At 65.0% G+C, this 12,122-nt stretch carries 11 protein-coding genes; 1 reads left to right on the top strand and 10 read right to left on the bottom strand.

What is annotated here, in order from left to right:
• On the top strand, nucleotides 1–132 hold a 132-nt coding region (locus CFE50_RS08265), incomplete at its 5' end, for an integrase core domain-containing protein (RefSeq protein ID WP_286732620.1).
• A 330-nt stretch (nucleotides 133–462) separates the two neighbouring features.
• Here CFE50_RS08265 and CFE50_RS08260 read toward each other — a convergent pair.
• The 10 genes from CFE50_RS08260 to CFE50_RS08215 form a co-directional block, all read right to left on the bottom strand.
• Nucleotides 463–1,650, bottom strand: a complete 1,188-nt coding sequence (locus tag CFE50_RS08260; RefSeq protein WP_286732597.1) for a type II toxin-antitoxin system HipA family toxin — start codon at nucleotides 1,648–1,650, stop codon at nucleotides 463–465.
• Nucleotides 1,650–1,901 (bottom strand): helix-turn-helix transcriptional regulator, encoded by a 252-nt coding sequence (locus tag CFE50_RS08255; RefSeq protein WP_026083668.1) that lies wholly within the window; start codon nucleotides 1,899–1,901, stop codon nucleotides 1,650–1,652. The genes CFE50_RS08260 and CFE50_RS08255 overlap by 1 nt, the downstream gene beginning before the upstream one ends.
• 135 nt (nucleotides 1,902–2,036) lie before the next feature.
• Nucleotides 2,037–2,618, bottom strand: coding sequence for a DUF4337 domain-containing protein (locus tag CFE50_RS08250; protein ID WP_007159754.1), 582 nt, complete (start codon nucleotides 2,616–2,618; stop codon nucleotides 2,037–2,039).
• Between the two features lie 58 nt (nucleotides 2,619–2,676).
• Nucleotides 2,677–3,936 (bottom strand): acyltransferase family protein, encoded by a 1,260-nt coding sequence (locus tag CFE50_RS08245; RefSeq protein WP_186381119.1) that lies wholly within the window; start codon nucleotides 3,934–3,936, stop codon nucleotides 2,677–2,679.
• Nucleotides 3,937–4,097: 161 nt separating this feature from the next.
• Nucleotides 4,098–4,976 carry an SMP-30/gluconolactonase/LRE family protein gene (locus tag CFE50_RS08240; RefSeq protein WP_286732595.1) on the bottom strand — a complete coding sequence of 293 codons (879 nt, stop codon included), beginning with the start codon at nucleotides 4,974–4,976 and terminating at the stop codon, nucleotides 4,098–4,100.
• A gap of 11 nt (nucleotides 4,977–4,987) precedes the next feature.
• The gene (locus CFE50_RS08235; protein WP_286732592.1) at nucleotides 4,988–5,806 is read right to left on the bottom strand and encodes an NAD-dependent epimerase/dehydratase family protein; all 819 of its coding nucleotides are present in this window, start codon (nucleotides 5,804–5,806) and stop codon (nucleotides 4,988–4,990) included.
• A gap of 96 nt (nucleotides 5,807–5,902) precedes the next feature.
• Nucleotides 5,903–7,099 (bottom strand): hybrid sensor histidine kinase/response regulator, encoded by a 1,197-nt coding sequence (locus tag CFE50_RS08230; RefSeq protein WP_027600709.1) that lies wholly within the window; start codon nucleotides 7,097–7,099, stop codon nucleotides 5,903–5,905.
• The gene (locus CFE50_RS08225) at nucleotides 7,092–7,679 is read right to left on the bottom strand and encodes a chemotaxis protein CheB (RefSeq protein WP_007159760.1); all 588 of its coding nucleotides are present in this window, start codon (nucleotides 7,677–7,679) and stop codon (nucleotides 7,092–7,094) included. Before CFE50_RS08225 ends, CFE50_RS08230 begins: the two co-directional genes overlap by 8 nt.
• 1 nt (nucleotide 7,680) lies before the next feature.
• On the bottom strand, nucleotides 7,681–8,499 hold the full coding sequence (locus CFE50_RS08220) for a CheR family methyltransferase (RefSeq protein ID WP_027597501.1): 819 nt from the start codon (nucleotides 8,497–8,499) through the stop codon (nucleotides 7,681–7,683).
• 3 nt (nucleotides 8,500–8,502) lie between these two features.
• A complete protein-coding gene (locus CFE50_RS08215) occupies nucleotides 8,503–12,039 on the bottom strand; it encodes a response regulator (protein WP_286732588.1) in 3,537 nt (1,178 codons plus the stop codon).
• Nucleotides 12,040–12,122: the final 83 nt, after the last annotated feature.

Raw genomic sequence — 12,122 nt, 5'->3', positions numbered from 1 at the left:
CAACGCGCCCAGCACTTACCCGCGTGGCTGCATCACTACAACTGGCACAGGCCACATTCCAGCCTCAACTACCAACCGCCAATCAGTCGCGCTCCGTTGCCACTGAATAACGTACTGGGTTTACACATCTAGTGAGCATCGCTGCCTACAAGTTTCCCTTGGGACCGACCCTTGCTTCCGAATGTGCACAAACTGCAAAAACAGTACCTTTACGGTACAGTTTTCAGCATGAGCAACCTTCTCAGAATTACGCTCAACACCGATGACTACGGGGCTTCCAGCTATGCCAACCTACGTTCACCTTCGAACGATTTCTCCAGGCATGTTAGCTACCCAGCAACTCATAATCCTTTGATCCATGGTTCACCAATAGCTTCGATAGCCGCGCGTTGCGCGGCTTATTCGTGCTTGGGATTCGGACTGGTCCTACATTTCTCAAGCACTGGTGCTCCGGTCATTCCCCTAACCGAACGTCTGTACAAAGGGCGCAGCGCAGTGCCGGATGGCAGCGACGACCTGTGGCGCCTGGCCGCAAAGCTCAGTCGAACGCTCTAGTACCCGTTCCAGCGCCTCCAGCTGGGCGCGGATCACCTCGGCCGGTCGTTCCACATCACAGACTTCCGCAAAATCCAACAAGCTCTGACGCGATGCGAACAGCGACTTGTTGCCCATCAGTTCCAGCGCCAGCACATCCTCGGGAATATAGGCCGTGGTATTGACGATGTCGTAGGCTGGCGCCAAGCGGGCATCGCGCTGGGCAGGATCGGAATAGAGCAATCCGAAGTTCTTCAGATGGGCATCACCATTGCCGAGGATGCAGCTCAGGCTCACCGTGGCGAAGAGTTGCGCCAACGAGGAGCGGACCTGTTCGGGCGCGCAGAACAGGCGGATGGCCTTGGCGATGGCCGAGTAGCTCTTGCTGTACTTCTGCTCCGCCGCCAAGCCCATCAGCGCCGCCATGTCTTCGAAGCCGATAGGTTCGAGCTGTTCGTCGCGGTCGAAACGACGCATGACGAAGAGCTTGGCGTTGCTGGAGAGATGGAACTCGGGCACCGGGATACCGGCCTCTCGCGCGACGGACATGCAGAGGTATTCGTTGATCGCCAGGCCCGGAAACTCGTCTCGGCCGCTCTTGATGATCAGCTCGGCGGTTTTCGAGGTGAAGCGGGCATCCTCCCGTTCGGGCACCAGGACCTTGGGCTGTACGCCGGAGATACCGGCGCGCAGGATGTAGCGATCCACCAACTCGACGAACAGGTCTTCCGTGCCATCCCAGGCGAGAATCTCGCTGAGCCGTTCGCCTGGAAAGCGCTGGCGCTCCAGCAGTGTATCGATCTCAGGCGATGTCACCGTCACGCGACCGATGGGCGAACTACTGCCTGTCAGGGCCAGCAGAGCCATGGGATCCAGAGGTACCAGCTTGGCCAACCTGTTGCGTAGCTGCTCCAGTACATAGCCTTCTGGCAAATTCATCTGGAAGATCGGATGCAGTTCGCGGCGGCGATAGTCATCCAGGCGCACCGGCATCAGCAGACTGATGGCAGCCCTTGCCGAAGCATCGTCCTGGTAGCGGAACAGGTAGTCACCATCCTGAGCCATGAGCGCTCCGCTCCCGCCTGCCGGGGTTGCGACGCGCAGTCGGGTCTTCATCAGTCGAATACCCCCTGAATCTCGTCCAGGGTCGGCAAGGCGGCAGGGATTATCGCCAGCTCGCAATCCAAGGCTGCGAGCGCTCGTGCGTAGGCTGCCATACCGACACGGGAGTCTCCTCGCTCCACGGCGATGATCTTTTGCCGAGTAAGGCCTGCCAGCTCGGCGAGGCTCGCTTGCGTAAGGCCTCGATTAAGACGCCGCTGGCGGAGTTGGCTGCCGAGACGTTGACTGATCAGCTCGCTATCCATGTTCTGCATACGTAACAAAGTCGGTGATTTGTAACGTATACGGAACCTGAAGCTTCCAGTAAAGCCAATTCTATCGTTGTGGCAAGACGTGCCTTTTGCGTGCCTGGTGGTCGCTCTCTGGCATCACCTAAATGGCTAGACGTGCAGCAACGCCAACACCCCAACCGCCACTCCTCCCCCCGCCACCCCATACACCGCCGCCTGCAACCAGCGCCGCCGGGTCAGCAGGGTGATGGCGGCCAGGGAGATGGCGACCTGCATCAGCATGGTGGCCTGCGCCCAGCGGTGGTGGCGGTGGAGCTGGGTTTCGCTCAGGGCTTCGTTGGCGTCGACCTTGGCTTCCAGGGCTTCGGCCTTGGTACGGATCTCGGCCTTTTGCTGGGCGTAGCGTTGGCTGTCCTGGGTGAAACGCTGGGCGGTGTCGGGGTTGGTCGCGAGGGCAGCGCCCAAATCGGCAAGGTTCTGTTTTTCGCCCTTGGCCTGGTAGTAGCCCCACTGGTTGGCGGCTTCGGTCTTGGCGATGGCTTCTTCGTTCTTGTAGTAGAGCGCCAGGCTCTCGGCGTTGCCGCCCTGGTAGGCGCAGAGCGCGCCGAGGGTCGCCAGGATGGCGGTGGTGACGGCGATGCGGCCGGTGAGGCTGTCACGGCGATGGGCGCCGTGGGCGGCGTGTTCCACCTCGTGGTCGTGGGGGCCGTGGACTTCGTATTCGCTGGACAAGGCTCAGCTCCGCTGCGGATTCCTGCGGCGAGGCTAGCCGGGTCTACTTAACGCCTCCTTAAGACCGGGGCAAGCGCGCCTGCAGCCAGCGGCGCAGTGGACCGGCCACCCAGCGCTGCATGGCCAGGCCGAGCAGGACGATGAGCACCAGGTGCAGCGGCAGCATCCAGCCGGGAATGGGGATGGGCAGCGCCAGTGCCTCGCCGACGTCTTCGGCCAGGTCTTCGAGGCTGTCGCCGGCCAGGTGCATCCAGCCCAGCAGGGTGCGGGTCCAGGGTTCGAGCACGCCGATCAGCGGGGTGTGGACGGCGAAGATGCACAGCGAGGCCTCGCCAAGACGCTGGGCCAGGCGGCGCACGCCGGCGCGACCGGGTTCGCCGAAGGTGGCGCAGGCCAGCAGCACCGCGGCCTGGAAGGGTGTCAGCAGGCCGTTGTGGACCAGGTAGAACCAGCGGCGGCCATCGCCTTCCAGCAGCAGGGCGCCCAGCCACAGGCCGGTCAGGCCGAACAGCAGCAGCGGCAGGCGCAGGCGCTGGGTCGTCTCGGCCACCCAGGGCTCTTGAACGGCGCGATAGAGCAGGATGCCGAGCAGGAATTCCGGCAGGCGGATCAGCGGATTGCGGTGGATGACGCCCACCGTCACGGTATCGAAGGCCTGGGCCCAGGTGGCCACCAGCGGACCGAGCAGATAGAGCCCCCAGAGCGCGGCGGCGGCCAGGGCCCAGCGGCGCAGGCGCATCAGCCGCGGACCGAGCAGCGGAAACAGCAGGTAGAAGAACAGCAGCGCCGAGATCGACCAGGCGGCGCCGTTGAGCCAGAGGAAGCGTGGCTCCCAGGATTGCAACAGCAGCAGTTGCAGGAGCACGTGGGTGGTGGCGGCCAGCCAGGACAGCGGCAGCATCTCGTCCAGCTCGCTGCCCTCTTCCAGCTGCAGATAGGGGTGCTGGTTGTAGTAGACCGGCACCCCGTGTTCCAGCCAGGAATCCTGGGACAGCCAGTAGGACAGCCCCAGCGCGACCAGCAGGGTCAGCAGGTGGATGGGATAGAGATTGCACAGCCGCCGCAGGACGAAGCCACGGGAGCTGCCCTTGAGCGCGCCCTGGCGATCCAGGCTGACATGGGCCAGCAGGAAGCCCGACAGCAGGAAGAAGGTGCTGGTGGCGAAGAAGCCCATGCCGGCCAGCCGGCGGAAGGCGTCCGGCAGATCGCTGTAGAGCCCGCCCAGGTGGTAGACGACCATGTACAGCGCCATGAGGAATCTCAGCCATTCCAGGCCGTAGTAACGGGCGGTGGGGCGGCTTGCGGTTGAAGAGGTCATGGCGGCGAATTACGGCGGATAGAATCTGATTATAAGCCGCCTGGGCAGGACCCCTGCCGATCTTCATGACAAAAGCATGACAACTGGTTTCCCAAGGTTGCCATGCGCCGCTCAGGGCTCCGCAGCCTGGAAGCTCTGCGGTCCCTGAAACCGGGACTGATTCACCCGGCGAACGCGGGCTCCGGCAATCCCTGCACCCCGGGGTCCAGGGCGAAGAGTCCACCCGCCAGCGGCTGGTCGGTGAGATCGCCACCCGGACGGATGGAGGTCACGAACAGGGTATCCAGGTTGCGCCCGCCAAAGGCGCACATGGCCGGCTTCTTGACCGGTACGCTCAGGGAGCGATCCAGGCGGCCATCGGGGGTGAAGCGATGGATCAGGCCGGCATCGTTGCCGCAGATCCAGTAGCAGCCGTCGACATCCACTGCGGCGCCATCGGGTCGGCCGGGATGGGCGTTCATGTCGACGAACAGCCGCCGGTTGCTGGGTGTGCCGGTATCCGGGTCGTAGTCGAAGGCCCAGATCAGCTGACGGCTGGGATGGGAGTCGGACAGATAGAGGGTGCGGCCATCGGGGCTCAGGGCCAGGCCGTTGGGCACGATGAGGTCGTCCAGCAGCAGCCGGGCGCCCTCGCCGGCCGCATGGCTGTAGAGGCGGCCAGCCGGGACGCCCTGGGCCATGTCCTGGACCATGGTGCCCACCAGGAAGCGGCCCTGGCGATCACAGCGACCGTCGTTGCATCGCATCGCCGGCTGGGCATGGTCGAGAGCGACCAGGCGCTCGCCGCGGAGCTGACCGGAAGCCTCGGCCTGCAGGGCGAAGAGGCCGCTTTCGAGACCGGCGAGCCAGCCGCCACCCTCGCGGGCGGCGATGCAGGCGAGCATTTCCGGTGCGCTCCAGCTGTCCAGGGCGCCAGCCGGAGTCCAGCGGTGCAGCCGCTTGGCCGGGATATCGACCCAGTAGAGCGCCTGTTCGGCGACCTGCCAGACCGGGCACTCGCCGGTGGCGTTGCGGGCATCGACGAGCAATTCGGCAGTCATGGCGGCCCTCCTCAGTCGTCGAAGGGACCGGTGGCGACGAAGGCACCACCCTGGTAGACCAGCGACGGATCGTCCGCTGCCGGCATGGGCTGGGCTTCGACCTTGGCGCGGAATGGCTCGGAGCTGTCCTTGGGCTGGAAGCCCAGGTGCGCGGCCAGGCGGTTGTCCCACCAGCTATCACGGTTGTTGGAAGCGCCATAGACGATGGTATGGCCGACGTCCGGCGTGGTCAGGCTGCGCAGGATGAGGTCGGTCAGGTCTTCGTAGCTCAGCCAGGTGGCGAGCATGCGGCGATTCTGCGCCTCGGGGAAGGACGAGCCGATGCGGATGCTCACCGTCTCGATGCCATAGCGATCGAAATAGAAGGTCGCCAGGTCCTCGCCAAAGGCCTTGGACAGGCCGTAGTAGCTATCCGGGCGCTGGGGCACGCTGGCGTCGATGCGCTGATCCTGGCGATAGAAGCCGATGACATGGTTGGAGCTGGCGAAGACGATGCGCTTCACCCCGTGGCGCCGCGCGGCCTCATAGAGGTTGAAGGTGCCGCGGATGTTGGCTTCGAGGATGGGCTCGAAGGCGTGCTCGGTGGAGATGCCACCGAAATGCAGGATGGCGTCGACACCTTCCACCAGGGCATGGACGCCGGCCTTGTCCGCCAGGTCGCAGGTCACCACCTCTTCCGCCGGGCCTTCGGCCGCCGCCATCGGCGCGATATCGGACAGCCGCAGGATCTCGGCATGGGGTTTGAGCCGCTGGCGCAGCTCCTTGCCCAGGCCACCGGCAGCGCCGGTGAGCAGGAGTCGATGGAAGGGTGACGAGGAGACTTCGGACATGAACGGGCGCCTTCTTATGGAGTTATCTGGCAAGAGGTATGACATCCCACCTCTTTTCTCGATTCTCGCGAGCGCCCGGGGTCCTGTCAATGCTACCTAGGCCGGCAGACAGGGCAGCCGCAGGCGGAAGGTCGCACCCTGCCCGGCGATGCTTTCCACGTGCAGGCTGCCGTGGTGCGCCTTGACGATCTGGTCGGCGATATAGAGGCCCAGGCCCAGACCGGCGATGTTCTCGGTGCCACTGGCGCGCTCGAACTGGCGGAAGATCAGCGCCTGGTGCTCCACCGGGATGCCGATGCCATGGTCCTTGACGCTCAGCTCCACGTCGGCGCCATCGCTGCGCAGGGAGATCTCCACCGGACGTCCGGCGCCGTATCTCATGGCATTGGTCAGCAGGTTGGTAATAACCTGCTCGATGCGGAATTCGTCCCAGTAGCCAGGCGCCGGGCCTTCGGCGTGCAACTCCACCGGGCAGCCGGCCGCGGCGAATTGCGAGGCGAAGCTGTCGACCACGGTGTTGACCAGGGCCGCGAGATCGCACTGCGAGGGGCGGATCGACAGCTTGCCGGTGCGGATGCGCGAGATGTCGAGCATGTCGTCGATCAAATGCACCAGGCGCTGGATCTGCCGCTCGTCGCGCTCGGCCATGCCGGCCAGCTTGTCGGGGGTGAAGGCTTCCAGCTTGCCCTTGTCCAGGTACATGCGGCGCAGCTGGGCTTCGAGCATCAGGGTGTTGAGCGGCGTCTTGAGCTCGTGGGAGACCATGGACATGAAGTCGTCGCGGGTACGCACCGCCTGCTGCAGCTCGACCTGGGTCTGGCGCAACTCGGCCAGCAGGATCTCCTGCTCCTGGCGACTCTGCTCCAGGGCCACCAGCTGCTCGGCCAGGCGCTTGCGGTGCCAGTAGAGGTCGACGAACACCCGGGTCTTGCTCTTCACCGCATGGACATCGAGGGGCTTGTGCAGGAAATCCACCGCACCGCTTTCGTAGCCCTTGAAGGCATAGTTGAGGTCACGGCCGGCGGCGCTGACGAAGACGATGGGGATGTGCCGGGTCTTTTCCAGGCCGCGCATCATCTCCGCCAGTTCGAAGCCGTTCATGCCCGGCATCTGCACATCGAGGATCGCCAGGGCGAATTCGTGCATCAGCAGGAGCTCCAGCGCGGCCTCGGCGGAGCTGGCCTGGAAGATCTCCAGCGCCTCGCTGCGCAGCAGGGCTTCCAGCGCCAGGAGATTTTCCGGCAGGTCGTCTACGAGCAGGAGCTTCGCCTGTTCGACGGGTACTTCAGCCATGGTCGCGTTCCAGCTCGATGAGCAATAGATGGATGCCCGGCACATCCAGCACGAAATCCGGGTGGAATCTCTTCAAGGCCGCCTCGGGCATGGTCGGCACCTCGGCCGATTGCGGCGACTGGACGACGGTGACCCCCCCGTTCTGCGCCAGGGCGTGCAGGCCGCTGGCCCCGTCATGGTTGGCACCGGTCAGCAGGATGCCGCAGACCTGCTCGCCCAGGGCATCGGTCGCGCTTTCGAACAGGACATCGATGGACGGCCGGGAGAACTGCACCGGCTCGTCGCGGGACAGCGACAGGGTGAAGTCGTCCTCCACCAGCAGGTGATAACCCGGCGGCGCGAAATACAGCGTGCCCGGCAGTATAGCGTCCTTGTCCTCGGCCTCGCGTACCCGCAGGGCCAAGCGCGCCTGGAACAGCTCGGCCAGGCGCGAGGTGCGATCGTCCGGCAGGTGCAGCACCACGGCCAGCGGCAGACGGTAGCTGGCCGGCAGGGTCGAGAGCAGGCGCAGCAGGACCTGCAGCCCGCCGGCAGAGGCTCCGATGACGATGAGGCGCAACGGCTTACGGGGCGGGAACATGCTAGAGCCTGCGGAACAGCCGTTCCTGCTTCACCACCGGCTCGAAGTGGTTGGCATAGGCGGAGAAGTCCAGCGACTCCTTGCTGCCCAGGCCGAGAAAGCCGCGGTGACTCAGGGACTCGTGAAACAACCCGAGCGCCCGATTCTGCAGATTCTTGTTGAAGTAGATGAGCACGTTGCGGCAGGACACCAGCTGGGTCTCGGAAAAGACGCTGTCGGTGGCCAGGCTGTGATCGGCAAAGGTCACGTTGGCGATCAGCGACTTGTCGAACAGCGCGCCGTCGTAGGCTGCGGTGTAGTAGTCGGAAAACGCCCGGGTGCCGCCGGCCTTCTGGTAGCTGGCGGTGTAGGCGCGCATCCGCTCCAGCGGAAAGATGCCCTGGCGGGCCTTTTCCATGGAGCGCGGATTGATGTCGGTGGCATAGAAAAGGGTGCGGTCGAGCAGCCCTTCCTCCTGGAACAGGATGGCCATCGAGAAGACCTCCTCGCCGGTGCTGCAGCCGGCGATCCACACCTTGAGCGAGGGATAGGTGCGCAGGACCGGTACCACCTGCTGGCGCAGGGCAAGGAAGTAGCCCGGATCGCGAAACATCTCGCTGACCGGGATGGTGATGAATTGCAGCAACTCGGCGAACAGCGCCGGATCGCGCAATACCCGCTCCTGCAGCGCCGAGATGCTCGGGCAGTCGAAGCGCGTCAGCGCCTGCAGCACCCGACGCTTGAGCGAGGCCTTGGAGTAGTTGCGGAAGTCGTGGCTGTACCTCAGGAAGATGCCTTCCAGCAGCAACCTCAGCTCGATGTCCTGCAGCCGTTCGCTCATGACCTACAGCCGCTCCAGCGACGGCATCCAGACGCGGATCAGCGAGAACAGCCGGTCCAGGTCGATGGGCTTGGCCAGGTAGTCGCTGGCGCCGGCGGCGAGGCAGCGCTCCTGATCGTCCTTCATGGCCTTGGCGGTGATGGCGATGATCGGCAGCTTCTTCATGTGCGGCCGCTTGCGGATCTCGCGCATGGCTTCGTAGCCATCCATCATTGGCATCATGATGTCCATCAGCACCAGGTCGATGGTGTCGCTGTTGTCGAGCTTTTCCAGCGCCTCCAGGCCGTTGCGGGCGATCTCCACCTTGGCGCCCTTCTGCTCCAGGGCGCTGGTGAGGGCGAAGATGTTGCGCACGTCGTCGTCCACCAGCAGCAGGGTGCGGCCGTCGAAGGCCTTCTCGCGGCTGCGAGCGCTTTCCAGCATGCGCTGGCGATCGAGCGGCATGTCGGCCTCGATCTTGTGCAGGAACAGGGTCACCTCGTCGAGCAGCCGCTCGGGCGAGCGCGCGCCCTTGATGATGATGGAGCGCGAATACTTGAGCAGCGCCGCCTCTTCGTCACGGGTCAGGCTGCGCCCGGTGTAGACGATCACCGGCGGGAAGGAGCAGATGTCTTCGCTGGCCATGCGCTGGAGCAGCTCGCCGCCTTCCATGTCGGGCAGCTTGAGGTCGATGACCATGCAGTCGTAGACCTCGTCGCGCAGCAGCTCCAGGGCCTGGCTGCCCATCTCCACCGCGGTGATCTCCACGTCCACATCGCCGATCAGCTTGGCGATGCTGTCGCGCTGCAGGGCGTCGTCTTCCACCAGCAGCACCCGCTTGATGCCGGCGGCGAACTTGGCTTCCAGGCGAGTGAAGGCCTCGCGCAATTCGTCGCGGGTGGTGGGCTTGATGGCGTAGCCGACCGCGCCCATGTGCATGGCCGTCTCGATGCGATCCGAGGCCGAGACCACGTGCACCGGGATGTGCCGGGTCAGCGGATTTTCCTTGAGCCGTTCCAGCACCGTGAGACCGGAATGATCGGGCAGGCCCATGTCCAGCAGGATGGCGTCCGGACGGTATTCCAGGGCCGCGGCGAAGCCTTCCTCGGCGCGATGGGCCACCAGGCAGCTGTATTTCAGCTCGTGGGCCAGATCGAAGAGGATCTGCGCGAAGGGCACCTCGTCTTCGATCACCAGCACCCGGCGATCCGGATAGGGCCAGTTGTCCCGGTCGTCGGCGAAGGCCGCGCCCACGGGCGCCGCCGCTTCGGTGATCGGCGGCGCAGCCGGCGGACGCGGGGTGGCGGCCAGAGCCGGCAGGGGCGCGGATGCCGCGGCCGGCGCGGGGTTCGCGGCAGGGGCGGTGACCGGAGTGATGGGCAGAGTGGGCGCAGCGGCTTCCTGGTACTCCAGCGGCAGGCGCAGGGTAAAGGTGCTGCCCTCCCCCGGCTGGCTGGTGACGCTCAGGGTGCCGCCCAGCAGCAGTGCCAGGTCACGGGAGATCGACAGCCCCAGGCCGGTGCCGCCATAGCGACGGGTGATGGCGCCGTCGGCCTGGCGGAAGGCCTCGAAGATCAGCTCCTGCTGCTCGGCGGCGATGCCGATGCCGGTATCGCTCACCGCGAAGCTGGGCTGGCCGTCTTCCAGCGACAGACGCAGGGTCACCTGGCCGTGCTCGGTGAACTTGAAGGCGTTGGACAGCAGATTCTTGAGGATCTGCTCGACCCGCTGGCGATCGCTGAAGAAGGTCGGCGGCATCCGCGCATCCAGCTCCACCACGAAGGCGACACCCTTGTTCTGGGCCACCGGCTCGAAGGCGGTCTTCAACGCCTCCACCAGGCGGCGCACGGACAGCTGCTCCGGGCGGATTTCCAGCATGCCGGCCTCGACCTTGGAGATGTCGAGGATGTCGTTGATCAAGGTCAGCAGGTCGTTGCCCGCCGAATAGATGGATTCGGCATAGCGCACCTGCTCGCCGCTGAGGTTGCCGGCCGGGTTGTCGGCCAGCAGCTTGGACAGGATCAGCGAGCTGTTCAGTGGCGTGCGCAATTCATGGGACATGTTCGCCAGGAATTCGGACTTGTACTGACTGGCCCGCTCCAGCTCGCGCGCCCGGTCCTCCAGCATCTGCTGAGCTTCGTTGAGGCGATTGTTGCGGTCGTCCAGCACGTCGCGCTGCTGCAGCAGTTCCTGGGCCTGCTCGGAGAGCTGCTCGTTGGTCTGCTCCAGCTCGGCCTGCTGCTGCTCCAGATGAACCTGAGATTCCTTGAGCGCCTGGGACTGCTCTTCCAGTTCTTCGTTGGCGGTGCGCAGCTCTTCCTGCTGCACCTGGAGCTCTTCGTTGAGTTGCTGGGTTTCCGCCAGCACCTGCTGCAGGCGCTGGCGATAGCGCGCGGCTTCCACCGAGGAGCCGATGGAATCGGCGATCAGGGTCAGCAGCTCTTCGTCCTGCGGGCGCAGGGCACGCAGGAAGCCCAGCTCGACCACGCCATTCACCCGGCCGTCGTTCTCGATGGGCACGATAAGCGCCGCGCTGGCCTGGCGCTCGCCCAGGGCCGAGTTGACCTTGAGGTAGTCGGCGGGCAACTGCTCCAGCGCTATGACGCGACCGTCCAGCACCGCCTGACCGGCCAGACCCTCGCCCGGCGCCAGGCGCTGGCGCCGGCGACGGCCCTCGTCGTCCAGGGCATAGTCGGCGACGCGCTCCAGGCTGCCATCGTCGAGTCGCACATAGAGGGCACCGGCCGCGGCGCCCAGATAGCGCGCCAGGAATTGCAGGATGCTCTGCCCCAGGGGCGCCAGCGACGCCTGGCCGATGACGGCCTCCGACAGCTGATTCTGGCCCGAACGGAACCAGCTCTGCCGTTCCAGGTTGTCGGTGTGCTCGGCCTGCTGATCGAGCAGCCGGGTATAGGTCGCGGAGAGTCGCATGAGCTCGCGGCGCCCGAAGAAGGCCATGATGCCCGACAGCAGCAGGCTGACGATCAGGAAGGCGGCGACGAAGATCACCGTCATGCGACTGGCCGTCTCGGTGCGCTCGGCGCGCATCTGCTCTTCGTAGGCGATGAAATCGGTGTAGTCGCGACGAATGCTGTCGATGCGATTCTTGCCCTGGCCGTCGTTCAGCGGCGTCTGGAAATCGCCGCCCAACCGCCGCGCATCGATCACCCGGCTCGCATAGTCGCGCCACTCGCGATGCACCGCCTCGATCCGTTCCAGGCGCCGGATCTGCACGGCGCTGTCGCTGACCAGATTCTTCAACTCATCGAGCTGCGGCTCGACATTGGGCAGCGCGCGTTCATAGGGCTGCAGGAACGCCGTGTTGCCGCTCAGCAGATAGCCGCGCATTCCGGTTTCCAGGTCGACCACCAAGCGGAAGTTGGCATTGGCCTCGCTGATGACGCGGTCGGTGTGCTCGACCCACTGGGTGACCTTCAGCAGGTAATAGATGATGGCGATAAAGAAGATCGCGCTGAAGACACCGATGCTCAGAGGCAGGGAGAGGTTGCGCTTGAGGATCTGACTGAAGTGCTTCTGATCGAGGGGCGACTCGCGATTCATGGGGTCTGAAAGCCTTGTACGGGACAAAACGGTCGGCGACGGCAAAGCCTCGGCCTGCGGAGGGGGGTCGCCACTGACCGTGG

The sequence above is a fragment of the Pseudomonas sp. PGPPP4 genome (genome assembly GCF_002256045.1).
GTDB classification, from domain to species: domain Bacteria; phylum Pseudomonadota; class Gammaproteobacteria; order Pseudomonadales; family Pseudomonadaceae; genus Chryseomonas; species Chryseomonas oryzihabitans.
The sequence above is the reverse complement of the archived record's forward strand: the minus strand, read 5'-3'. Positions and strand labels throughout refer to the sequence as shown.